The sequence below is a fragment of the Gimesia sp. genome (assembly GCF_048260065.1).
Lineage (GTDB): Bacteria > Planctomycetota > Planctomycetia > Planctomycetales > Planctomycetaceae > Gimesia.
The window spans coordinates 39,721-64,102 of record NZ_JBLXHC010000014.1; the positions used below are offsets into that span (position 1 = coordinate 39,721).

Consider the following 24,382-nt stretch of genomic DNA (forward strand, 5'->3'; position numbering starts at 1 on the left):
ATGAGAATTCAGAAAAGATGGATTAATTCGAAAACAATATCATTAAAATCGATGCTATCAGCTTTTGGGGGTGAATTCCAATTAAAATTGAAAGAAGAATCGACCAAATCTTATTCAAGGCTGAGAGGTTTCGATTTAGTAAAGAGATCGAATCAGTAGAACTCAGCGTATCTTAATCTTGTTACTAAAAAACAGGCTGCTTACTGTTGTGAGTAAGCAGCCTGTCTGGGAATGATTATCTCATTTTTTTTTAAGACTTAATCCTGGAAGAAGGGATGCTGTGCATCGCCGGCACTGATCAGGTAGGCGATCAGGTCGAGGATTTCGTCTTTGGTCATGCGGGCGAACAGATCGGCGGGCATGGGAGAGGTTTTGGAAACCACCAGCTCGTCAATCGTCTTGCGGTCGATATTGACCCGCTTGTTGGGATCGGTCAGATCCGTATTGAGGGTCATGTTGTCACCACTCAGGTTCACGACCACGCCGGTATGGACCTTGCCGTCTTCCGTTACGACCGAGATCGCGGAGAACTGTTCGTTGATGACTTTGCTGGGGTTGATCACCTGATCCAAAAGATCGTGAGGAGAGTAGCGACGTCCGGCGGAAGTCAGATCGGGGCCGGTCATACCACCCTGGTTGCCAAAACGATGGCAGGCGTAACAGCCCGTCGCGGCGAACATTTTCTGTCCGTTGACGAAGTTACGTTTCTTCATTTCCTTACTGGCGGCTGCGGAAAGTTCTTCGAGCGTCCATTTGGTTGTGGGACGACCGGCGAAGACTTCGCCCAGATTTTCGAGGGCGGATTTCTTTTCCGGTTTTTTCGCGAGGATTTCTGCCAGTTCGGTTTTTTCTGCCTCACTGAGTGAATCGACGGCGTCGGTCCGTACGAACTCGATGAATTTATCGAAGCTCGCGCCCCCTTTATAGTTGGCTGCTTTCAGGAACCATTCGAAGTAAGCAGTGTGAAGTTCCGGAGTCCAGCCGGCTTTTAACATGCGGATCGAGCGGGCATACTGCATCTGTTCTTCCTGCGTAGGAGCAGCTTGAATCAGCGCCAGCGCTTTTTCTGCGACAGTGGGTGACTGCAGCCAGGCGAGTGTTTCGCAGAGCAGCCAGTTCATTTCGGGAGTGTCAGCAGGGAACTGCGGATCAAATTTTTCAATCAATGCGGTTACCGTTGCATCATCGGGACGACCGAAACGGTTCAGAATGATCTGTAAGGTACGTTGCAGTGTTAACTTCTGAGTCTGATCGAGACTGGCGTCATCAATGTTAATGACAGCAGACAGCAGTTTGTCCCGCATGGCGGTGTCGACTTCGGGAGTCTGGTCGTTACGATGTTGCGGACAGACGCCGGTCACGCGGGCCAGTGCCAGTAAAGCTTCCACCTGTTTAGCAGGATCGGATTCGGTGAGTGCTTTTTCTGCCCATGTTTCTGTCGGCTGATGCTCAACTGCGGTGCGGGCAGCGAAGCGGATGAAGCGGTCTTTGTCGGCGAGGTAAGGCCAGGCGACTTCGATTGCCTGGGGATCCTGTTTGCCGTGAAACGCTTCCAGTGTATGTCGGGTTTTGCGTGCTTTATTTTCGGTGGGTTTCGCCTGCACGGGTTCAGTCGATTCGTCACCAACATAAGTGACCCGGTAGAGACCAGACTGCACGCGACGTCCGCCGATGGTGAAGTACATGGCACCATCCTGAGGACGAATGATCGCATCGGTAATCGGCAGTGGGGCGCCGGTTACGAATTCTTCTTTGGTAGCGGTATAAGAGGAACCTTCCGGCTTCAGGTGGATGGCGTAGAGTTTGCCCCAGCTCCAGTCGAGTGCATACAGGGCATTCTGGTACTTCGCAGGAAATTTCGCGCCGTAGCCAAATGTCATGCCGGTCGGTGAACCCGGTCCGATATCGAGTACGCCTGGCAGGTTGTCTTCATAAAAGGGAGGCCGTTTACCTGCTCCGTTACGCCAGCCGAATTCTGCTCCGCTGGTGACGTGACAGATACGGGTAGGGCGGTACCAGGGAGTATTGAAATCGTATTCCATATCGGCGTCGTAGGTAAACAACTCGCCATCGCGGTTGACTGCAGCATCGAAGATGTTACGAAACCCGGAAGCATAGGCTTCGAATTTCTGTCCATCAGGAGAAACACGGTAGATAATGCCGCCGGGAGCCAGTACGCCTCGGTTGTGGCCTCGGCCATCGGGCATGCTGGGCAGCAGGTGATCTTCGCCCCAGACCTGTCGAACGGGGGAACTGTCGGCCAGAGTGGGGGGGATTGTGTTATTTCCGGTCACCAGGTAAAAGGCTTCGCCATCGGGAGTCGGCATTAAAGCATGCACGCCGTGATCGCTGTGCGATTCGACTTCCTGCAGCAGTTCGACCTGGTCGAGTTGATCGTCGCCGTTACTGTCGGAAATACGATACAGGCCTGAAGCGATTTTGCGCTCGTAGTCGTTCACGCCGACATAGAGTGCACCGTCGGACCAGAGCATTCCATTGACGCCACGAATTCCAGCGGGAACTTTTTCGACGTCTTCTGCTTTTACTTCTTCTCCCGCAGGAGGGATGGTGACGCGATAGAGTCCGCCGTACTGGTCGCTGACCAGCAGGCGTCCTTTATCGTCTGTGCAGAGATTAACCCACGAACCCTGATCCACTCCGGGAACAGAGTAGAGCAGTTCTACTTTGAATCCTTTTGCGGCTGAAATGCGGTCGATGGGGGTGGCTTTGTTGCCACCAATGGCGGCTCCAACTTCTTTTTTAGGAGCCGGCTTTTTGTTCTTTACTTTTTTTTTTGGATTCAGCTCTTTGATTTTGATGTTGCGCCAGCTGACCTGTTTGCCGACTTTTTCCGGATGATTGCCTACGCCGTGCACCTGCAGAGCGATGAAACCTTTGGGAGTCAGGTCATCTTTGAGGTCGGCAGCGGGAACACCGTTGATCCAGGTTTTGATCGAGTCGCCACGACAGACGATGCGGTAGTGATTCCACTCATTCTGTTTGAAGGCTTTCTGAGCGGCTTTGTTGTCAGCGAGGTTGTTCAACCAGCCGCGACGACCTTCATCGTAAATACCACCCGACCAGGCGCGATCGGAAGGATCAATTTCGACCTGGTAACCGTGTACGCGACCGGCGGGAATTTTGATTTTCTTATCTTTGCCGTCTGCGTCTTTGGTTTCGAGGACTTTGTCTTCATCGTAGACATTACTGCGGATCTGGATTCCCGAGTTCAACAGCGGGTCGACTTTGAAGTCCACCTGCAGCTCGAAGTCGTCGTACATTTTCTTGGTACAGAGAAAACTGTTCGGCGTTTTCGGGACTGATGTACCTACGATAGTACCGTCAACGATATTGTATTCCGCTTTGCCACCTTTCTGAACCCAGCCATTGAGGTTCTTGCCGTTGAAGAGAGGTTTGAAGCCTTTTTCCTCTTCGGCGTATGAGGTTGCAGTTACCAGTAATGCGAGACAGATCGCAGAGAGTGTAGAGAGTCGTTTCATAACGTATCCATCGGGTTATCAGGAATAAAAAAGTGACTGACATTTCACATCATTGACCTGCCAGTCGATGCAGGAATCGAGGGCTATAGTGGGGTAGATCATCGCTGTGCTTCTTCATTAATTGTGTCGGTGAGACGCATGACACCATTCCTGAAAGAGAACAGTATCACAGAAGCAAAAAATCGATGATCACAGTCCATTATGACCAGACCGTGGGGATGATACCAGTCAAAACAGGACGTTTTCAGCCGGTTCACAGTCTGTTCAGCGGGTTTGTGAAGGGAGTTAATTATTGTTGTGGAATCGCTGCCTGTACTGAATCATCAGGGGCAGCAAATGTTACCTTTCCCGGTCCAGACGAGCTGAGATTTACTCGATCCGGTTGAGAATCAGCAGTCGAAAGTCCATGACCTGGCTACCGGGAACTTCCAGTGCCTGCAGGGTGAGTGGTCCGGTTCCCTGGGGCAGTGTGATCTTGCCCAGTGTCATGGGGATGAAATCTTTGACGAACGACTCGGAGCGAACGGCGCGGTCCTGTGCTTCGCCTACCAGGGGTGGATCGTGGGGGTGCTTAATCTTTCCCTCTAATTTGCTGCCATTAAAACTGAGTTCTACGGTGGAACCGATGTCTGCCTGCGGGCAGGTGTAATACAGGATTGCTTCATAGACGCCGGCCTGGTCGACTTCTGCATTCCAGGTGATGCTGTCACTGGTGTTGGTCCAGTGATAAAAATAGGAACAGTTGGGGTGCCGGGAGGAGCGTTTGATGTCGCCATGCGAGACAGCGTCGCGGGCCGGCAGCTGTGTGGAGCGTGCGCCAGTATAGCCGATTAAAAACGGACGGTTATCGGCCTGGTAACCGTTGGGCCAGACAGACTGCTTCCAGTCTGCTACCGCCTGCTTGAGCTGCGCGGTGATTTCGGGTTTCTGCTTTGCGATATTTTTGCGCTGACCGGGATCGGCGTGCATATCATATAGCTCATCTTTGTGAGACAGTCGATATTGATTAGTGCGAACGCTGACGCGATTGCGCAGGCTGGAAAAGATCATCCGCTCCGGCCAGTCCGCTTTTGAGTTCATCATTAACGGTTTGAGGCTGACGCCATCGATGGGCTTGGGTTCGGGGCGGGGGATTCCGGCCAGATCGGTCAATGTGGGAAGCAGGTCGATGGCTCCGGCGATCTGATTAACCTGCTGTCCGGCGGGCAGATGACCGGGCCAGCGGATGACGAAGGGAGAGCGAACGCCCCCTTCATCGAGCGAACCTTTTTTGCCTTTCATATCGTCGTTCCAGCGGACCCCGTTCGGTCCGTTATCGGAGAAATAGATCACGATGGTATCATTGGTGATGCCGAGACTGTTGAGCTTTTTCAGGACGCGTCCCACATTCCAGTCCACATTCTCACACATGGCGAGGGCAGCGCGGAGGTGATCGGGCTGTTCTTTGTCGGGTTCCCGATTGTGCATTTTGAGCTGTTTGTCTTTGAAGCGATCCCAGTATTGATCGGGCACCTGCATGGGGGAGTGGGGTGTGCAGTACGGGAGATACGCGAAAAACGGTTTGTGATCCTGGACCTGCTGTTCCATGAACGCCATGGCTTTGTCGGTGAGGTCATCGGTGATGTAACCGTTCCCTTTTACAAAAGAGCCGTTGTGATCCAGCATGGGACTGAAGTAGTGTCCCCAGTGACCGGAAGTGAAGCCGTAATACTCGTCAAAGCCTTTCGCGTTGGGGTGGTTGGGGTATTGTGTTCCATTGTGCCATTTCCCAAAGGCACCGGTGGCATACCCGGCGGCTTTGAAGGCCTGGGCGATGGTGTACTCGTCAGAATTAAAGCGTTCCTGTCCGGTGGAGACCCCGGTGGTTCCCGTGCGGGCGTGGTAGCGTCCCGTCAGGAATGCAGCGCGGGTTGGTGCGCAGACGGCACCTACGTAGAAGCGGTTGAACTTCACCCCTTCTTTGGCCAGTAAATCGACGTTGGGTGTGTGCAGGTTTGTGTTACCGTTATGGCTGAGATCTCCCCAGCCCTGATCGTCGGCGAGGAAGATGACGATGTTGGGATGAGTGGTGGTCGCTGTCGCTGCTCTACTGTTGGATTTGTTTTCAGGGGTCTTTTTATTTTCTGCGGCTGACAGGTTGCCCGTCAGAAGACAGACTACCAGACCCAGGGCGAATAACTGTTTCATATGGATGCGCTTTATTGAATAGAGGACGAAATGCTGGCTCGTAAACAGATCCATGATACCGGATCGGAACGGTCGGAGCACGTTTCTGTCAGCAGAAATCAAAAGATCGTCGGGATTGGACTGGCTCTGGTTTGCTGCCTGATTCTGCATAAATCGCTTACCTGCACCCTGCTATGATTTCAAAACGCAACAGAACCGTTTGTCTGCTTTATCCGTTAAATCCTGAATTAAGTTTGTGCAATCGCTGCCTGTTTCAGCAAAATCCCTGTTTCTGCAGAAATCTGAACTATCGTGAGGGGAGGGGGACGCGTTTTAATAGTGTGATGCGGGATCGCCCGAGAGATGAAAACAGTGTGCAGGTAACAGACGCGTGAAAAAAGTAGCTTCGATGATCAAAGTGGGTGTGACGAACCTGGGGAAGATCTATCCTCATCCCTGGTTTGCGCTGTTCTTTCTGAGTCTGGCTGTCTGCGAACTGATCCTGTTAGCATTTCATCCCAACAGCTTCTGGCACAATCACAGCCTGGTGTGGTATGAAACATTGACACTGGTCGTGCTGTCCGTTTTAACGTGGGCTTCCGTCAGCTGGATTTTATGGTGGCTGCTGTCGCTCTGTCGTTCTGCGGCATGGGGAAAAACCAGAAGTGTGATGCTGGTCAGCCTGCTGGCGATTTGTCTGAGTGGCGGACTGCTGTTTTATGTTTGCAGCTGGGTCTTTTTCTGGCGCACCGGTGCGTTCCTGGACGGGGAATCGCTGATCTTTGGCGGCAGCAATCTACTGATGATGAGCCATTATCTGTGGCAGGCAGAACAGATTTCTTTAGTGCTGGCCGCGCTGGTCTGTCTGACGGGGATTTTTCTGGCTGTATACGGTTTCAAACGGTTCAAGCGTGTTCCCAAATCACTTCCACAGGACTGGTCGAGCGCCAAAATCGGCAGGCGGACTGTCTTTTTAACTGTGGAACTGGTGTTTGTGCTGGTCCTGATTTCTTCCCTCAATCAAAACAGTCTGCGGGCGACTGTGGAATGGTGGAAACACGCAGGTCCCGACTGTGATTACGAATTGCAGACCCGGTTGAATCCCGTGCTGACGTTGACGGTGAAATCCGCAATGCAGGTCTGGCAGAATGGCGAGCTGGACGGAGAACTGACTGTCGAGGAATCAGGTCCGCCGCGTTCCACTGTCTACAAGGTGAAGCAGAGTCTGGTGGATTCTAAAGACCGGTATTCGGTGATCTTCATTGCCATCGAAGCGCTACGAAATGATGTTGTGTTACTCGAACATCAGGGGCAGGAAGTCATGCCGCACCTGAATCAGCTGGCGCGACAGGGGATGAATTTCACACGCAGTTATGCACAGAGCACCCATTCCAATTACGCCGACCCCTGTCTCTTCAGTTCGCTCTATCCGCTGCGAACGACCGGGCACCATTATTATTCCCGCACCGATCCGTGGCCGAAAGTCATGTTGTACGATGTGCTCAAACAGTACGGTTATGCGACTGCCATTTACTCGTCACAGAATGAAACCTGGGGGCACATGGATGCGATTCTGGAGAGCCCTGACCTGGATGTCTTCTTTGATTCGCGCAGTTATGAGGGCGCGACACAGGTGGCTGATAAAGATGTCGGCTTTGCCCGCTATGCCCGCGAGGCGCATATCGCCGGCAAACTGGATGATGCAATTACCATGGAACGGGCCATCGACTGGATTTCGGAACAGGAGAAGAAGCAGCAGCCTTTCGTGTTGTGTATGAATCTGCAGAGTTCGCATTTTCCGTATGAACTGCCTCCCGGTCAGGCCGGGCCCTTCCAGCCGGCGACAATTGATTTTCCTGCTTCGTTTGTCTCTTACCCGAAAGACAAAATTCCGGTCATGCAGAACGCGTATTATAATTCGCTGCATTATATCGACGAGCAGATCGGCAAACTGGTCACTTATCTGGACGCGCATCATCTGCGTGAGAAAACGATTCTGGTGCTGGCAGGCGATCAGGGGGAAGCGTTCTATGAGAACGGCTTTCCGACACACGCTGGCCCCCCGTTTGAGCCGACGCTGCGGACTGCCCTGGTGATTGACGCTCCGGACAAAAAGGCTGCACAAACGATTGATTATCTCACACAGGCGATCGATATTGTCCCCACGATCTGCGGTCTGCTGGGAATTCCCGTACATCCCTGTTTTCAGGGAATTGATGTGCTGTCCTCGGAACGTCCTGAAGAAGATCAACGGCTGGCGTTCGTGCATTGCCAGTCAAGCATCGGGAAGAGTGATGCGGTGATCAGCGGAACCGGCTGGAAACTGATTCACAATCGCGAGAAGGGGACGACCAGCCTGTACAATCTGAACGACGATCCAGGTGAAACAACGAACGTACTGCAGGAGCAGCCTGAAATTGCGCAGCAGCTTGCCGGACTCTTGCAGCAGTGGCGACGACAGCAACTGCTCTATTATCAGAACCCTGCGAGCTACGGCTTGTACTATCCGCCGCGCACACCGAAGGTTTCTGTCGATTCAGAACGGAAGCTGGTTGAAGTTCAACACGACTGATTGATTTCGGGCTGTTTTGCATTCTCTGTTTTAAATCAGAGCAGGTCTGACAGAATGTCTCAGTCAGTTTCAGGTTCAGATTTTCAGTAACATCTGTGAATGCCTCTGCTTTCTATCTGTTCTGTCCCCGTACGATCTCATATTTCGGCACTTGTCCGATTTTTTGTCGCGCATATAATTAGATGTCTAACAATTAGGGGGGCTAATAAAATAGATGTTGGAGTATGATTTTAAACAGGATTGCGGCTACTGGGTGCATATGACGGCTCATCGTCTGGAGAACGCGGTGAATGCGGAACTGCAGAACGAGGGGATTACGTATCGGCAGTGTCAGATTCTGGCGTTACTGGCGCTGGAGGGGAACCTGTCGCAGGGAGAACTGGCGCAGCGGATGCGGGTGCAGCCGCCTTCGATTGTGGTGGTCCTGGATCGGATGGAGCGTGACGGATTGATCGAACGTCAGGTGGACCCGGAGGATCGGCGGAAACGAATTGTGTCTCCCACGAAGTCGGCGATCCCGGTCTGGAATCGAATTGTGAAATGCTTCCGTGCCGTCCGAGATCAACTGGAACGCGGCCTCTCCTCCTCCGAAGTGAAGTCGTTAAGAAGCATGCTGCAGCGCGTCGATGCCAACCTGGATCATTACTCGGAAGCGTCATTGAAATGCGAATAAAAACCCATACCGTCTGCACGTCATTCATGAAGACGGCAGATCAGAATCATAAAACCCGGAGTATCAGGCCCATGCGAGTTTATGGGAAACCGTTCAAGGTAATCGTATTGCTGGGGCTGCTGTCCCTGGCGGGATGTCAGAAATCAAATCAGTTTGTAGCGCCTCCTCCGCCTGAGGTGACCGTCAGTCAGCCCGTAGAGCAGGAAGTACAGGAATATTATGAAACAACGGGGCAGACCCGCGCTTCCAAAACAGTCGTATTACGGGCACGCGTCTCCGGGTATTTACAGGAAATCCATTTCAAGGATGGCGACCTGGTGGAAAAAGGTCAGTTGCTGTATCTGATTGACCCGGCCCCTTATGAAGCCGAAGTCGCATCTGCGAAGGCGGCTCAGGAAAAGGCAAGTGCCCAGCTCCATCTGGCAGAGCAGACTCTGAAACGGACGAAAGAACTGGCAGCAAAAAAAGTCGCGACTGCCAATGAACTGGAAATTCAGGAAGCCGAAGTGGCAACGTCAAAGGCAGATCTGGGAGCAGCAGAAGCCAGATTGAAGGAAGCAAAACTCAGCCTGGATTATACGAAAATCACGGCACCGTTTGCCGGTCGGATTGGTCAGCACATGGTGGATATCGGCAATCTGGTGCAGATCGGTGAAACGACACTGGCGAAGATTGAAGCGACGGATCCGATTTATGCTTATTTTACAGTGAGTGAAGCGGATCTGCTCCGTTTTCTGGAGATGGCGCAGAAGGGTGAGATCAAGATCAGTGAAGCCGATCCGATTCAAATTGAACTGGCTCTGGGGGATTCCAATGTATTTGAATTTGCAGGGAAACTGGATTTCCGCGAGTTTGGCGTCGACCCCGATACGGGAACGACAGAGCGTCGTGCGGTGTTCGATAATGCGGAGGGGGGCCTGATTCCGGGACTGTTTGTACGTGTGCGGGCCAAAGTAGGAGATCCTGCGAAAAAACTGCTGGTTCCCGAAGAAGCATTAGGCTCCGATCAGCGTGGCGATTTTTTACGGGTCGTGAATGAAAAAAATATCGTTGAGCATCGTGCTGTGCAAACCGGGATTCTGGTAGATGGAAAACGCGTGATTGAGAGCGGCCTCAATCCGGATGACCGCGTGGTGGTAGTAGGCCTGCAACGGGCACAACCGGGCAGGGAAGTCAATCCGGGCGACGGCGCTCAGGATAAGGCATCGAAACCGGAAGTCTCGGCAGGTAAAAAGACAGAGGCTCACAAAACAGCCGGCTGACGCGTCGGTATCTTTGTCAAGCTGCCGGACTGGTATGGCTGGTCTGCGTTCAAACCGGGAACTCTCCCGCCACTCCCGGCTCTCTGCATGATGTATTGCGTTAACAGTTGAAGTTTTATTTTTCAGAACGGTAAGTGAAATGTTCTCGAAGTTCTTTATTGAACGCCCGATTTTTGCGAATGTGATCGCCATCATTACAGTCTTGATTGGCCTGGTCGCGATGTGGGTCTTACCGATTGAACAGTACCCGGAAATCACGCCGCCGACCATTCGTGTGAGCACCAGTTATCCCGGCGCGAATGCATCGATTCTGTCCGACACGGTTGCTTCTCCGATTGAGCAGCAGGTGAACGGCACCGAGAATATGCTGTATATGAAATCGACGTGTTCCGGCGATGGTTCCTATTCCCTGACAGTAACGTTTGAGATCGGGACGGATCTGGATGATGCGCAGGTGCTGGTGCAGAACCGTGTCGCGATTGCCGAGCCGCAGTTGCCGGAAGAAGTGCGGCGTCAGGGAGTGACAGTCAAGAAACAGTCGACGAATATTATTCTGGTGCTGTCATTAACCAGCGACGATCCGAGTATGGATACGCTCTTTCTCTCGAACTACGCGAACCTGCGGATGCGGGACCGGTTGAGTCGGGTGCCAGGCGTGGGTGAAGTAACCGTGTTTGGTACCGCGAACTACAGCATGCGTATCTGGCTGGATCCGGAGGAACTGAAGGCTCGTAAAATGACGGTGCAGGATGTAATGCAGGCGCTGGCTGAGCAGAACGTGCAGGTCGCCGCCGGCCAGATCGGTCAGCCTCCGACTGAAGATGGTCGGAAGTTTCAATACACCGTCACAACGATGGGACGATTGAGCGATGCGAAGCAGTTCGAAAATATCATCGTCAAAACCGGGGAAGGGACGCGGCTGGTTTATCTGAAAGATGTGGCTCGCGTGGAACTGGGGGGACAGTCATACGATCAGTTCACGGAAAAAGAAGGGCAGCCGAACGCGAATATCGGCATCTATCAGTTGCCCGGTGCGAATGCGCTGCAGGTGGCTGAGGATGTGCAAAAAGCAGTCAAGGAGATGAGCGAGAAGTTTCCCGAAGGCGTGGAATACAGCATCCCTTTGAATACGACAGAGTTCGTCGATGCCTCGATTCACGAAGTCTATAAAACGCTGTTTGAAGCAGGCGTGCTGGTGCTGATTGTGATTCTGGTCTTTCTGCAGGACTGGCGGGCAGTGCTGATTCCGGCGACGACGGTTCCGGTGACGATCATCGGTGCGTTCGCTGCCATGTATGCACTTGGTTTTTCGATCAACATGCTGACGTTGTTTGGTCTGATTCTCGCGATCGGGATTGTGGTCGACGATGCGATTGTGGTGGTGGAAAACGCCGTGCATCATATCGAACGGGGCGAACCGCCTAAAGAAGCGACGATACGAGCGATGTCGGAAGTGCTCGGGCCGATCATCGGAATTACCCTGGTGTTACTGGCAGTCTTCATTCCTGCTTCTCTGCTGGGGGGGATCACGGGACAACTTTATCGTCAGTTTGCTTTGACGATCGCCGCGACCGCTTTGATCAGTGCGATCAACGCCGTCACCTTGAAGCCGGCACAGTGTGCGCTCTGGCTCAGACCGGTTTCCCGGAAGAAGAAATTCTTTTTCTATCGCTGGTTTGAAAGTGTGTACGGTTTTTTTGAGCGGAGTTATACCAGCATCATCAAACGACTGGTGCGACTGGTGGTCCCGGTCTTTGTCGTGTTTGCAGGTCTGGTGACTCTGGCGGGCTGGTGGTATCTGCGGATGCCGACCGGATTTATCCCGATGGAAGACCAGGGTTATATTCTGATGGCCGTCCAGTTACCCGACGCCGCTTCTCAGCAGCGCTCGCGGGAAGTGATGAAAAAAATCGATCAGGTCCTGGCGGAAACTGAGGGGGTAGCCAGCTGGATCACAATCGGGGGGCTCTCGCTGCTCGATAACAGCAGTGCCTCGAATGCGGGGACCGTGTTTGCCTCGTTTGATCCGTTTGAGGAACGGGTCAGCAAAGGGATCACCCAGGAGAAAATCCTGGGAGCGCTGCAACAGAAGCTGGCGCCGATTCAGGAAGCAGTTGTCTTCGCCTTTCCGCCCCCTCCCATTCGCGGGCTGGGGATGCGCGGCGGATTTGAGATGGAGGTGGAAGATCGTACCGACGCGGGATTACAGGTTCTGCAGGAAGCTGCCCAGGCGATTGTCGCAGACGCGAACAGCCAGTCCGCGTTACAGGGAGTGACGACTTCGTTTCGTCCCGGCGTACCGCAGCTCTACCTGGAGATCGACCGCGAGAAAGCGAAGACGCTGGATGTTCCCCTGGGAAATATCTTCACCACGTTGCAGGCTTATCTCGGATCGACGTATGTAAATGACTTTAACAAGTTTGGCCGAACCTACCAGGTGCGCGTGCAGGCGGATCAGGAATTCCGCGCCAAACCGGAAGACATTGAGCGACTGGAAGTCCGTACGAGTGAGGGCAAAATGCTGCCGCTGCGGTCTCTGATCACCATCAAGAAATCGTTCGGTCCCCAGGTGATCAACCGGTACAATCTGTATCCGGCGGCGACGGTCTCGGGCGGCTATCGGACCGGTTACAGTTCGGGAGATGCGCTGCGAATTATGGAGCAGATCGCAGACGAGAATCTTTCGAATTCACTCGGTTACGAATGGACGGGGACAGCGTTCCAGGAGAAACGCGTCGGCAGTGAATCGTATTTCATCTTCGGCGTGGCAATCCTGCTGGTCTACCTGGTACTGGCTGCCCAGTATGAAAGCTGGTTGCTGCCGGTGGCGGTGATTCTGGTTGTCCCTCTGGGACTCTTGGGTGCCGTTGCTGCGGTGGCGTACCGGGGGATGGATATCAATATCTATACGCAGATTGGAATCGTGCTGATCATCGCGCTGGCGAGTAAAAATGCGATTCTGATTGTCGAGTTTGCGCGTGACTTACGCAGTGAAGGCAAAACGATTCTGGAAGCCGCCGCTGCAGCGGCAGAAATGCGGTTTCGGCCGATTATCATGACCTCTTTCGCGTTCATTCTGGGAGTAGTTCCCCTGGTGCTCGCCAATGGAGCCGGGGCTGCGGGACAGCGCGCATTAGGGACTGCAGTTTTCGGCGGCATGCTGGCATCGACGATTCTGGCGATTTTTTTCATCCCCGTGTTCTACGTCGTGTTTCAAAAGCTGGATGAATACTTTCGCAAGAAACCGGAGCCTGAAGTAGAGACACAGGCGGTCTGAATTATTCTGCATCGGAATGGATACGAATGAGGTGATGGAATGATGATCTGGGATTTTTCAGACGGAGTGATCTGGAGGACCGCTTTTGGTGTTTCCGGATTGCATGCGGAATCCGTCGAAGAAAATGCTGAAGCAGTGATGAAAGAGTTTGATCACGTGCAGCGATTTCCAAACGATCCCTTTACTGAATATATCGAGTTGCATCTGAAAATTGCTGCTTATATCGAAAAAAAGCTTGCGCGGAAGACCGAGGTGGAGGTCTCGGAAACCCCCTTTTTTCGATCGGCGGAGAGACGTGTTCGTCTTTGGGGAAAAGGAATTCTGCTGGGAATGAATTATGACAATGTTGAAATACGCATTGTTGTTTCCAAAGAGGATATTTCGATTCTGATCGCACATGAGATCGATGATGTTCAAGTCCCGGAAAGCATCGCGCAAAAAATGGTTGCTCTCCTGGGAGGGGAATACTATCAGGTCAACAAGGTCAGTGATATTTCGTGGTACACGAATGAAGAATGGAAATGACTGCGGAATCCCCGTTCTCCTTCACGCAAATCGGAAATCGGGGCGATTTCATTGTGTTGGAATATATTGGGCAGCGGCTTTGAGCAGGGTGAAAACATCGTGGCAATCCTTGTCCTGTAGTTCCCTTCGATGCAGTTTAAACAGGAGCGTCACGACCGGATTCAAGATGCTGACACCACGTATCGAAATGGCATGCTCACTTTTAGGCCAGGTGATGCGCGGATCGCGGCGATAGGTGACCGTGTCGGCGTTGTCATCGTAGACCATCAGTTGCAGAACCCAGTGAGTCCCGTCTTCACTGGCAATCCAGATATCGTGGACGTGAGCCGGAACTTCGAGACCGTTCCAGGGGACCAGTTGACCGGGCGGGTCACAGAGAAAAACACGCGCTGGTTCGAGGGACTTCAGACAGTGTGTGAGGTCTGATCGAAAGAGGCCGAGATCAGTATCGGCGTGCTCACGGGTTGTTTGATTGAGCAGCCAGTCGAGGGAACATCCTCCACACAGGACCCAGCTGGTGAAGTTGCCCAGAGTGGATTGAATCTCTGATACGGGAAGCGGTTGCCAACTGTCAACGGAGGGAATCATGACTTCACGCAGGTTCTGCTGCTGATCAGAACAGCTCCGTCAGCGGCTTCGAATCATCGAGCAGGTGATAGGGGCGTTCCAGTTTGTCGTAAGCGATGAGATCGTCGATACCCATGGCGTGATAGACGGTATGAGTCACGTCGGCGGGGGTGACCGGACTGTTGAGCGGGTATTCGCCGTAACGGTCGCTGGCTCCGAAGGTCTGTCCCCCTTTGATCCCGCCACCGGCGAGGACGTCGGTCAGGCAGTGCGTCCAGTGATCGCGTCCGGCACCGGAAAGTCCCCCGGAACGGGGATCGCCGATTTTGGGTTTGCGGCCCATTTCGCTCGTGACCATCACCAGTGTTTCATCGAGCAGGCCACGGTCGGCGAGGTCTTCGATCAAAGCGGAATAGGCGCGGTCGAATTCGGGCAGCAGATTTTCTTTGAGGCAGTTGAAGTTGTTGCCGTGCGTATCCCAGCTGCCGGCACTCTTGCATTTTTTGCCCAGTTTATTGAGGTCCCCTTTCCAGAAGACGGTAATAAAGGGGACTTCCGCTTCCACCAGACGCCGGGCGACCAGCAGGCTCATCCCGTTGATTGTTTTTCCGTATCGTTCTTTGGTGGCCTGTGATTCCTGTTCCAGGTCGAACGCAGCTGTGGAGTCGGAAGAAAGCAGCAGTGAGAGTGCGCGTTCCTGATGCCGGTTCATGGTGGTGACTTCGGCGAAGCTGTCATAGTGACGTCGGGCCGTGTCGAGCTGTTTCAGAAGGGACATGCGTTCGGTCAGTCGATCGGCGGTGACATCGCCTTCGAGTGACATCGCGGGGCCACGCAGTTTGAGCGGTTCTTCACGGGTTCCCTGAATGTACATGGGGTCGTGTTCGACGCCGATGCGGGCGGCGAACTGACCCGGGCGGGTGTAAGGGGCACGACTGGGCATGTGCGGCAGAGAGATCGCGTTCGGCAGACTCTTGTGTGTGGGGCGACGCGAAGCGACAACCGAGCCCATGTAAGGCCAGTCGTCCGGCATCGGTGTCCGGTTGTTGCCGAGTGTGATGAAGGACTGATCGGGAATGTGTCCGGTCAGATTATAGTAGTAGCCGGCGTGATGGTCGTTGGTATTGACGGTCGCGCCGACGGAATTGATGAGTGCCAGATGATGCGCCTGTTTCGCGAGCATAGGCAGATGTTCGCAGAGCTGGACGCCTGGTGCGGAAGTCTGAATGGGAGAAAACATTCCCCGATAATTCGAGGGGGCCTGGGGCTTCATATCCCACATATCGAGATGCGAAGCGCCGCCACACAGAAAAAACAGAATGGTGGATTTCGCGGTTTTGCGCCCGGGGGTTGTCTGTTTTTGAGGAGCAGATTTGACGGGAGTCGGTTTTCCAAACGTCATGCCGGCAAAGCCGAGCCCCGATGCCACCAGAAATTGCCGCCGTTGCATATCTCGTTCCTCTGTCGTGAATCAGGAGTCTGCTGGCAGACTCGTGTGTTTCATTTGCAGCATTAACAGAACGCGTGTCACATCTACTTTTGTTTATGTTAACAATGTTTCTAATTTAAGTCCAGCACGACCTTTTAAATCGGGAAGGGAATTATGGAAGGCACTTTCATCCTGGAAAACAGTCATGTCTGCAAGAAGAGCAGCCCCGGTCTGTTTCAGGTTTGAAAGTCATAGAATCGCCGTCTGTTCTCCTTGCATCGTCTTTGCCTGTCTCCTATTTTGAGACTATTCCCTTTATTTTACCGCCGGGTCTGTGAATCGGGTCCGATTTTCCTCTGTGAGTCAGTTTTCCGACTGGATTTCAACCGCTCGTGAAAGGATTTTTAGATGTTATTGTCTGGTCTTCGTGTTTTGGTTGTGTGCTTCAGTCTGTTGAGCGTGACAGCATCTGGTGTGGTCCGGGCAGCAGACGTCAATCAGCGGGCGATCGACGAATTGCAGGCAGGGAAAACGGAGATCGCCTATGCGTCGTGGTGGGGATTCCAGCCGGAAGATTCGACGGCAGCATTGCAGGCGGCGATCAACTCGGGTGCGAAAAAAGTGATCGTCGAGAAGATGGATGCGCCCTGGATTGTGACGCCCCTTCAGCTGGCCAGTCACCAGGAGATTGTCTTCGAAGCAGGGGCCGTCATTCGCGCGAAGAAGGGTGAGTTCAAAGCACCCACCGCATCACTGTTCACGGCTGCCCTCAAAGAGAATATTCGGCTGACCGGAAATGGGGCTGTCCTGGAGATGCGGCGTGCCGACTACGATGCTGCGCCATACCAGAAAGCGGAGTGGCGCAATGGGATCAGCGTACGAAGCTGCAGTAACGTCACGATCTCGGGGTTAGTGATACGCGAGACGGGCGGTGATGGAATTTACCTGGGGGTAGCGAAACGTGGAGTGACGAATCAAAAGATTACGATCAGGGATGTGATCTTTGAACGCAACTATCGTCAGGGGATCAGCATCATCAGTGCCGAGGATCTGTTGATAGAGGATTCTGTATTTAAAGAGACGTCCGGCACGGCGCCGATGGCGGGAGTCGATTTTGAACCGAACCGTGCCGATGAATGTCTCGTCAATTGTGTGCTGCGAAACTGTGTCTCGGAAAATAACAAGGGGCCGGGATATTTACTTTATCTGCCTAACCTGACCCGGGAATCGAAACCGGTTTCCATACGCTTTGAAAACTGTCGCAGTATGGGTGAGAGTCGGGCGCTCTCTTGTACGACCAGGAATAATAATCCCGGCAGCGTGACGGGATCGATTGAGTTTGAGAACTGTACCTTTCGAAGTGTCGATCAGGTACCGGTCACCATTCTGGATAAGCCGACCGATGTCTGCCCGATCACGTTTAAGAACTGCACCATCATTGGCCCTGAGAACCAGGATGCGACGCTACCGGCGATCCAGTTTATCGCGCGACCGGGAGTGGTAGGGCAGATTGGCGGGGTCACCTTTACAGACTGTGTTCTGAAAACGTCAGCCGACCATCCCGTAATGTCGTTCTATGATGCTTCCTACCTGTCTGCGGTGACCAATGTCACAGGTAATCTGCAGGTTCAACACAATAATCTAAAGGTGCGATATCGGTTGAATCCAGAGCTGATTCAAAAATGGATGCCGGCGAGTGAAGCCGGGGATATCACTCCCTGGCAGACGGACCTCAGCCGTCTCAAACCTATGAACGTGAAACCCGAATCCGGTTCGAAGCCGCGACGGATCGTCAGACAACGCGCGTTAACTCATTATCTGCTGTATGCGAAGCAGGGGGACCGGGTCGTTGTTCAACTGACCTATCATCAGCTGGCACGTTATACGGGAGATAAGATGCCGGTCACGGTGAACGCACCTTCCGGTAAGGTGATTCCCGTGAATCCAGTTCCCTTCAAAGAGAGCGCGAACTGTGAATTCCAGGCACCGGAGACGGGCGTGTATCGCATCAGTTGCGATCCTGGTGCCAACTTTGTCACCGTGGATCAATCATCGCATCCCTTGTGCCTGTCTTCAGACAGGGGGCCGATTCGACTGATGGCTGCGACCGGCGATTTCTATTTCCGGGTTCCTGCAGGAGTAGAAAAATGGGCGATCGGCGTCCTGGGAGGCGGTGCAGGAGAACGCGTGAGCGCGACACTGTTTGATCCCTCGGGGAAGCAGGTCTGGTCAGAGCAGAATATCAATGAGCCAAAGTTGTTTACAGGCACACCCGGGCCAGCAGCGACAGGCGAAATCTGGCGGCTGGTGCTGGAGCGTCCCACTAAGGGAGGCTTTGAAGATCATTACGTCCTGCTCGTGGGGATTCCTTCCGTACTGGCATTAGCGCCGGAAGAACTGCTGGTTCCCGCTGGTTCTCCTGAAAAATAATTACGACCAGGTAACAACCGTTATTCAGTCTCTTCTTTCTCTTCCTCTGTTTTTTCAAAAACGGACTTGCACCAGGCCATCAGGTCTTCGACGGTCGGATCGCCGGGCTTTTTCGGCTTCTTTTCGTTATCTGTGGGCTGATGTTTGTACCAGGTATCAAACGCGTCAAACATGGACGAAGCGACGTGATAGCCCAGGGCGCGATAGGCTTCGAACTGGTCATCATCATAGAACTGATCTGCGGTGGTTTCGTGGGGAAAATCCTTACTGTGGATGGCAAAGCTCTGGACAGCTGGAGGTTCATGTTTCAGATCCTGGCGTTGATGGTGCGCTTCGTTGCGTGTCCCCTTGTAATAGTTGTGAATCAGGGATGACTTTAAGTAGATCAGCCAGCCGGTGGACTCTTCGGCATCCTGTCCTTTACGGTCGGGATCGGCGGGATAGTTGATTTTACCAATCAGATAATGCGCTTTGCCCGGGCCCCCTTCCTCATCGGGGCGCAGCTGAGTGACATCAATTTCCACGACGACATTTTCGTCAATGAAAATCTGGTTGATCGCATTGATCAGTGAGCCAAAACTGTAACCGGGGTCGCATTCTGCATCGCTGGCGAAAATCAGTCGGCAGCGTCTCTGAAACAGGGGGTACAGTCCGATATTGTCGCCGGTATGTCCCCCGTCTGATAAATTGACCAGCCGTCCCTGGCTGTTCGTATCTCCCATCAGTTCCGCGCGGAGAAACCAGGGCCACCAGATATTCTTTTCCAGCAGGTAGGGACTGAAAGGGAACAGCTTATGTTTCCAGTTTTCCTCCAGCCATTTTGCGCGTGGTTGTTTTTCGGTGGGGAACTGTATGATCTCCTGGCGGGCCGCCTGTTCCTGATCGTAAACGCGGGGATTGACAATCCAGTACCCCAGTCGCACATTAAAGAGGGTCATGGCGAATGCCCGCGCAAAAGAGGTTTGAAATCCCATATTACTGCCGACCGCGGCACCGGAGATGGTCATTGCTGTGGAGAGTTTGGTGTTTCCGTTGCGATACTTTTCGGTGGGCACGTATCCCGTGGAACCCGATCCACAGTATTCTCGTGAGAAAATGAAGTGGTCTGATTTTCGCGTACGTCGCGCCAGATCCCGGGAACCAGCCAGATTCAGCGAGCAGAGAATAATATGATAGGGGAACGGGTTATTGATGTGGTTTCCCTGGCAGTTTAAATCGGCAATCCGCATCGAGCTGTCATTACGGATTAATTTCAGTTCGCCGGCTTCATGGCGTTCGGTCTGCAGGTAGGTTTCCGCGAGACGGTCTCGATAGAAATAGTGAATACTGAGTCGATTCACGTCAATCAGATATCCGCCGACCACCAGAGTAATCAGGCTGCCTGCAGCCAGCAATAAACCATTTTGCCAGGAGTCGATCCCGCCCAGCTTAATACTCCATTCCATGCACAGCATATAAGCAGAGAACATAAACAGCGGGACAGAGATCTGCAGAATGAGCAGCGGGATTTTCGCGGTGAGTTTTCCGATGAGCCCGCTGTCAGATTTCGGTGCATTGCCTTTGAGGGCAAACATTCTGGTCAGAATGAAAGAGATGCCACTCACGATCAGAAAGAACATGCCCGGCGGTGTATCGCAATCCTGATTCAGATCTTTCGGAGGACACTGTGCCAGTTCACCCAGGTGTTCGCCCAGAACGGCCCAGATACAGAACGCCACGATGGCCAGAAACAGAAATACAATGATGGAATTGAACATGACGGCGATCGAGGCACCCAGGAGGGAACGGCTCTTCAGCGTCCACATGGAGCTGCGTTTCGCAACGATGAATGTATAAAAGAAAGCTGCCCCTGCGAAATTTCCCAGACAGAACAGAACGGGTATCAGAAACGAGGAAAATGTAAAGAATTTTGGATTCGTTGGCGTATGGTTCTTGATCATATAGCCAATAAAAATTCCGACAGCAACCAGATAGAAGACTGTGAACACCGTCGTCAGACAGGTGCGTTCCATATAATCTTCTTCCGTTTCACCGAGATTGCCTCCCGTTTTTTTCCAGATGGAATGTAACAGGGGAATACAGAAACTGAGTGCGATTCCAATCAGGAAACCGATTCCTGTGACCAGAGCATAGGGGCTGGCAGGGAGAAAGAGTTTTTCTGGGTCCCAGTCGATCTTGATTAAGCAGTCTGCGCTCAAATCGGGAATGCCTACCAGAGCGATATAAGCGATGGAAAGTCCAACAACGATCAGTAAAGGCAATGTGAGCAAAAAAAATGTGGAGAAGATGCCGACCAGAAATAAACCGATGGCACGCAGCACATCTTTACGAAACAGACCCTCGCGCAGAACGAGAAAGCTGCCATGTTTTCGTAAGTGATGCATCTGGTCCGCGCGCGACAGGGGGAAGTTATCGGAAAGATTGAAGTTGGTAAAAGCTTTCTGATCGATGCTGACATTGTCATCTGCGGGAGGAATGTCAGGTTCGGGAAATGACATCAGCGAAGAGAGGCATGAGCCGATGTAACCGCCGCCGGAAACCGTCGTCATGTAGTCGACCAGACGCAGGCTGTTTTTGCGGGCCAGCTTCTGGAGCACACCCAGAGCAAAGGTCGCTGAACGAATTCCGCCTCCCGACAAAGCCAGCCCGACAGGTTGTCCGGCTTCTTTACGGGGCAGTTTCACTGCTTTACGGCGCTGATCGATATATTCCTGTTCAACTTTGCGGACTTTTTCAGGTAAAGTCAGTCGGCCCTCGGTGCGCTCTTTCATGTGTGTTCACCTGACTGTCTTGAGCTCAATGCGAAATTGGTACAGTATTATTGTGACGGGTGAATACATGTGGACGCAAACATATACTTGGCGTTTTACGGAATTCTTTCGAATCACCAGAATTCGGAGGGAACTGCATCAGCGCCATGCGACGTAATCAAAGGAACAAGGTGTCTACAAGGTAACAGATCAGAACCGAATGGGGGGCTGTGATGAACCGTTTCGCAGAGAGCGGGAAGAATCATGCTGCCTGACAGGTCGTTCTGCTGGAACGACTTCCCGGGTGGGAAAGAAGCGAAGGCTTTATGTGAAAAAATGTTTCAGGTCTGAGATCGGACTTTTATAATGCATGCCAATGGGACGGGGAGCGCTTGCTCACGGACAGCTTTCAGATACTGAGGACCCCGCTTCAGCAGTTGTCCTCATCATTCAGAGGCCGTTCCTTCCCGGGCCGTGTGTATCGAGACGAGTGGTATCACTGGTCAATCACTGGGCTTTGCGGGAAGGGAACCAGTAACATTCAACCATAACAGGAAAGCGAATACTCATGGAACGTAAAGAAGCAGCAGAGTTTGATCAGGAAGTTCTGGATCTGTATGACGACTATGCACATGGAAGACTCAACCGCCGTGATTATATTAAAAAACTGGGGATGTTCGCCGTCGGAGGAATGACGGCCGAAGCGTTGATGGCGAGTCTGAGCCCCAACTACTCCTGGGCCGAACAGGTCAAGCCTGATGATCCGCGCATCAAAACCGAGACGGTGATCTACAAGTCGCCCAAGGGGGCCGGCGAAATGAAAGGCCTGCTCGCATATCCGGCTAAGGGAAAGAAGTTTCCGGCCGTGCTGGTGATTCATGAGAACCGCGGTCTGAATCCGTACATTGCTGATGTCGCGCGGCGGCTGGCAGTGGAAGGATTCCTTGCATTTGCTCCCGATGCTTTAACTCCGCTGGGCGGATATCCGGGCAACGATGATGACGGACGCGCGATGCAGGCGAAGCGCGATAAAGACCAGATGACGGAAGACTTCATCGCGGCGGCAAAATTCCTGGACACCCATCCAATGTCGACCGGCAAAGTCGGTGCGGTCGGTTTCTGCTATGGGGGCGGTGTGGTGTATCAGCTGGCGGTTCAGATTCCCGATGTGATCGACGCGGGGGTTCCTTTCTACGGTCGCCAGCCCGAGCTGGAAGACGTCACGAAGATCAAGGCACCGCTGATGATCCAGAACGCGTCGCTCGACAAACGCATCATGGCCGGAGCCGGTCCGTTTGAAGCGGCACTGAAAAAGAATGGCAAAACATTCGAGGCCTTTGTGTACGAAGGGGCCAATCATGGCTTCCACAATGATACGACTCCCCGCTACGATGATGCCGCGGCGAAAAAAGCCTGGGAGCGGACGGTGGCCTTCTTCAAAAAGAACCTGGCAGAAAACGACTAACCTGCGATCGATTTCTTCCCCGCTGTCACTGCTGGCGACAGCGGGGAGATACGTTTCTTCTTGCCCTCTAAATCGTTTTTTTTTCTACCACGAAAAACACGAAAAGTACGAAATTTTATTTCAGCATCCTGAGGTTTCTTGCCGGCAGTAGATTGAAAAGTGATTATTAAGCAGATGTTGCTGCATCCTCCCCTCATTGATAAATAGAACTGAATTGCCATGGAACTTGATTTTGAAGGCGCGCATCTGGATCGTGCTTATGCCGTATTATCGTCGCTGGTGACACCCCGTCCGATTGCGTGGGTGACATCACTGGATGAGGCGGGAGTTGTGAATGCGGCTCCTTTCAGTTTTTTCAACGTGCTGGGCGCGCATCCGCCGATCGTCGGGTTCTGTCCGGGGAATCGCGACGATGGGACGCCGAAAGATACCGCCCTCAATGTGCGTAAGCTGCATGAGTTCGTAGTCAACCTGGTGGATGAATCGCTGGCAGAGCAGATGAATCAGACCGCAGCGAGTCTGCCTTACGGCGTCAGCGAAGTCGAAGCAGGGGGCATGGAAGTGCTGCCTTCTTCCACAGTCAAACCTCCCCGGCTGGCGGCGGCACCGGCGAGTCTGGAGTGTGCCGAATGGGGGACGCTGGAGATCGGCGATAATCGGCTGGTCATCGGTCTGGTCAAACGCGTGCATATTCAGGATCAGTACTGGGAAGCAGACACGATGCGCATTCGCTCCGAAGAACTGCGCCTCATCGGTAGAATGGCACGGCCCAGCTGGTACTGCCGCACCACCGATCGATTCGAAATGGAACGACCGCAATAACCGCACGTCCAGCTGATGTACGGAAAACAATTCATTTCGCGTGGTTCATTAAAAACGTCTGTTGCGGACAACTGGATCTGTTTCACTGAATCAGTTTCGTTGATTGGCGGGAACATTTTGTGGTGATAAATCAACGAATTATAATCTGTTGATCTTTTTCTGTGATGCATAGCAGAACTTCTGTTCTGGTCTGATTTCTTCCGTCTTAAATCTGAGAAAACGGGCATGTGAACAGAAAAATTATAAGAATTTTCCCGTCTTCATAATTTCTAATTATCTTATTGTCCCCGATTCTGCGTTAGATAAAATGGACTTACGAGTGTGTCCAGTTTGACTGTCGCACCTCGCGGTTTTTTGGAACCGATTATTTAAGACCGAGACACGACAATGAACTGAGGCGCAGTCTAGTACCCGAGTGACTTTATTTTTCACAGAGGAGAGTTAGATGCGAAACTATGACTTCGAATGTGTCGCACTGCAGACTGACTGCAGCGCTCAAACGAAAGAATTTGTCGAAACTCAGTGGGACCAGGCAATCGAGCGGATTGATAACTGGATTCGCACTGTCAGCATTTATCTAACGGACATCAACGGCCCGCGAGGCGGGATCAGTAAACGGTGTCGAATCGTCGTCCATACACAATCGGGTGCGCCCGTGATTGTTCAAGATACCCAGGAGCGGATTTCCACAGCGATTACGCACGCCATCAAGCGGGCCGCGCATACCCTTAAACGACAGGTGGCAAAAAAACGTGGCAAAAAACGTCAGCCGCTCCATGCGATTACTGAACCGCTGATGGAAATGGAAGCCGAAATGTGACGGCCGAATTTTAACCGGATCAGATTCTTCAGGTGCGTCAGTCTGAACAGGGCTGGCGCACTTTTTTTATGCGCATAAAAAAACGGCTGCTCTATACGAACAGCCGTTTGCAGTTTGCGGGAAT

14 protein-coding genes are annotated in these 24,382 nt (G+C 52.7%); 9 read left to right on the forward strand and 5 right to left on the reverse strand.

Going from position 1 to position 24,382, the window contains the following annotated elements; all coding sequences use genetic code 11:
* Window positions 1-257 precede the first annotated feature (257 nt).
* The gene (locus tag ACN0YN_RS23100; protein WP_417387391.1) at window positions 258-3,500 is read right to left on the reverse strand and encodes a family 16 glycoside hydrolase; all 3,243 of its coding nucleotides are present in this window, start codon (window positions 3,498-3,500) and stop codon (window positions 258-260) included.
* A gap of 369 nt (window positions 3,501-3,869) precedes the next feature.
* Complete coding sequence (locus tag ACN0YN_RS23105; RefSeq protein WP_417387392.1) at window positions 3,870-5,837, reverse strand: arylsulfatase; 1,968 nt, start codon at window positions 5,835-5,837, stop codon at window positions 3,870-3,872.
* A gap of 220 nt (window positions 5,838-6,057) precedes the next feature.
* Here ACN0YN_RS23105 and ACN0YN_RS23110 point away from each other — a divergent pair, with 220 nt between their 5' ends.
* The 5 genes from ACN0YN_RS23110 (at window position 6,058) to ACN0YN_RS23130 (ending at window position 13,975) form a co-directional block, all read left to right on the forward strand.
* Window positions 6,058-8,238, forward strand: a complete 2,181-nt coding sequence (locus tag ACN0YN_RS23110; RefSeq protein WP_417387393.1) for a sulfatase-like hydrolase/transferase — start codon at window positions 6,058-6,060, stop codon at window positions 8,236-8,238.
* A gap of 214 nt (window positions 8,239-8,452) precedes the next feature.
* Complete coding sequence (locus ACN0YN_RS23115; RefSeq protein ID WP_417387394.1) at window positions 8,453-8,911, forward strand: MarR family winged helix-turn-helix transcriptional regulator; 459 nt, start codon at window positions 8,453-8,455, stop codon at window positions 8,909-8,911.
* Window positions 8,902-10,173 carry an efflux RND transporter periplasmic adaptor subunit gene (locus ACN0YN_RS23120; RefSeq protein ID WP_417387395.1) on the forward strand — a complete coding sequence of 424 codons (1,272 nt, stop codon included), beginning with the start codon at window positions 8,902-8,904 and terminating at the stop codon, window positions 10,171-10,173. Before ACN0YN_RS23115 ends, ACN0YN_RS23120 begins: the two co-directional genes overlap by 10 nt.
* A gap of 139 nt (window positions 10,174-10,312) precedes the next feature.
* Window positions 10,313-13,450, forward strand: a complete 3,138-nt coding sequence (locus ACN0YN_RS23125; protein WP_417387396.1) for an efflux RND transporter permease subunit — start codon at window positions 10,313-10,315, stop codon at window positions 13,448-13,450.
* Between the two features lie 39 nt (window positions 13,451-13,489).
* Entirely contained in the window at window positions 13,490-13,975 is a 486-nt protein-coding gene (locus tag ACN0YN_RS23130; RefSeq protein WP_417387397.1) for a hypothetical protein, read from the forward strand.
* Between the two features lie 48 nt (window positions 13,976-14,023).
* Here ACN0YN_RS23130 and ACN0YN_RS23135 read toward each other — a convergent pair whose 3' ends face one another.
* Both ACN0YN_RS23135 and ACN0YN_RS23140 read right to left on the reverse strand, forming a co-directional pair.
* Entirely contained in the window at window positions 14,024-14,563 is a 540-nt protein-coding gene (locus ACN0YN_RS23135; RefSeq protein ID WP_417387398.1) for a hypothetical protein, read from the reverse strand.
* A 25-nt stretch (window positions 14,564-14,588) separates the two neighbouring features.
* Complete coding sequence (locus ACN0YN_RS23140; RefSeq protein WP_417387399.1) at window positions 14,589-15,992, reverse strand: DUF1501 domain-containing protein; 1,404 nt, start codon at window positions 15,990-15,992, stop codon at window positions 14,589-14,591.
* 387 nt (window positions 15,993-16,379) lie between these two features.
* Between ACN0YN_RS23140 and ACN0YN_RS23145 the strand changes: the two genes are divergently transcribed.
* Window positions 16,380-18,401 (forward strand): right-handed parallel beta-helix repeat-containing protein, encoded by a 2,022-nt coding sequence (locus tag ACN0YN_RS23145; protein WP_417387400.1) that lies wholly within the window; start codon window positions 16,380-16,382, stop codon window positions 18,399-18,401.
* Window positions 18,402-18,421: 20 nt separating this feature from the next.
* Here the strand turns inward: ACN0YN_RS23145 and ACN0YN_RS23150 are convergent, their stop codons facing one another.
* Complete coding sequence (locus ACN0YN_RS23150; protein WP_417387401.1) at window positions 18,422-21,172, reverse strand: patatin-like phospholipase family protein; 2,751 nt, start codon at window positions 21,170-21,172, stop codon at window positions 18,422-18,424.
* Between the two features lie 547 nt (window positions 21,173-21,719).
* Between ACN0YN_RS23150 and ACN0YN_RS23155 the strand changes: the two genes are divergently transcribed.
* The 3 genes from ACN0YN_RS23155 (at window position 21,720) to ACN0YN_RS23165 (ending at window position 24,258) form a co-directional block, all read left to right on the forward strand.
* Window positions 21,720-22,616, forward strand: a complete 897-nt coding sequence (locus ACN0YN_RS23155; RefSeq protein WP_417387402.1) for a dienelactone hydrolase family protein — start codon at window positions 21,720-21,722, stop codon at window positions 22,614-22,616.
* A gap of 219 nt (window positions 22,617-22,835) precedes the next feature.
* Window positions 22,836-23,438, forward strand: coding sequence for a flavin reductase family protein (locus tag ACN0YN_RS23160; RefSeq protein ID WP_417387403.1), 603 nt, complete (start codon window positions 22,836-22,838; stop codon window positions 23,436-23,438).
* Window positions 23,439-23,883: 445 nt separating this feature from the next.
* Window positions 23,884-24,258, forward strand: coding sequence for an HPF/RaiA family ribosome-associated protein (locus tag ACN0YN_RS23165; RefSeq protein ID WP_278469053.1), 375 nt, complete (start codon window positions 23,884-23,886; stop codon window positions 24,256-24,258).
* Window positions 24,259-24,382: the final 124 nt, after the last annotated feature.

Excerpts from the sequence above, each read along its gene's own strand:
- ACN0YN_RS23150 (WP_417387401.1), bottom strand. The coding sequence starts at position 21,172 with ATGAAAGAGCGCACCGAGGGCCGACTGACTTTACCTGAAAAAGTCCGC.
- ACN0YN_RS23140 (WP_417387399.1), bottom strand. The coding sequence starts at position 15,992 with ATGCAACGGCGGCAATTTCTGGTGGCATCGGGGCTCGGCTTTGCCGGC.
- ACN0YN_RS23105 (WP_417387392.1), bottom strand. The coding sequence starts at position 5,837 with ATGCAGAATCAGGCAGCAAACCAGAGCCAGTCCAATCCCGACGATCTT.
- ACN0YN_RS23130 (WP_417387397.1), top strand. The coding sequence starts at position 13,490 with ATGATGATCTGGGATTTTTCAGACGGAGTGATCTGGAGGACCGCTTTT.
- ACN0YN_RS23100 (WP_417387391.1), bottom strand. The coding sequence starts at position 3,500 with ATGAAACGACTCTCTACACTCTCTGCGATCTGTCTCGCATTACTGGTA.
- ACN0YN_RS23145 (WP_417387400.1), top strand. The coding sequence starts at position 16,380 with ATGTTATTGTCTGGTCTTCGTGTTTTGGTTGTGTGCTTCAGTCTGTTG.
- ACN0YN_RS23155 (WP_417387402.1), top strand. The coding sequence starts at position 21,720 with ATGGAACGTAAAGAAGCAGCAGAGTTTGATCAGGAAGTTCTGGATCTG.
- ACN0YN_RS23125 (WP_417387396.1), top strand. The coding sequence starts at position 10,313 with ATGTTCTCGAAGTTCTTTATTGAACGCCCGATTTTTGCGAATGTGATC.
- ACN0YN_RS23135 (WP_417387398.1), bottom strand. The coding sequence starts at position 14,563 with ATGATTCCCTCCGTTGACAGTTGGCAACCGCTTCCCGTATCAGAGATT.
- ACN0YN_RS23165 (WP_278469053.1), top strand. The coding sequence starts at position 23,884 with ATGCGAAACTATGACTTCGAATGTGTCGCACTGCAGACTGACTGCAGC.
- ACN0YN_RS23120 (WP_417387395.1), top strand. The coding sequence starts at position 8,902 with ATGCGAATAAAAACCCATACCGTCTGCACGTCATTCATGAAGACGGCA.
- ACN0YN_RS23160 (WP_417387403.1), top strand. The coding sequence starts at position 22,836 with ATGGAACTTGATTTTGAAGGCGCGCATCTGGATCGTGCTTATGCCGTA.
- ACN0YN_RS23115 (WP_417387394.1), top strand. The coding sequence starts at position 8,453 with ATGTTGGAGTATGATTTTAAACAGGATTGCGGCTACTGGGTGCATATG.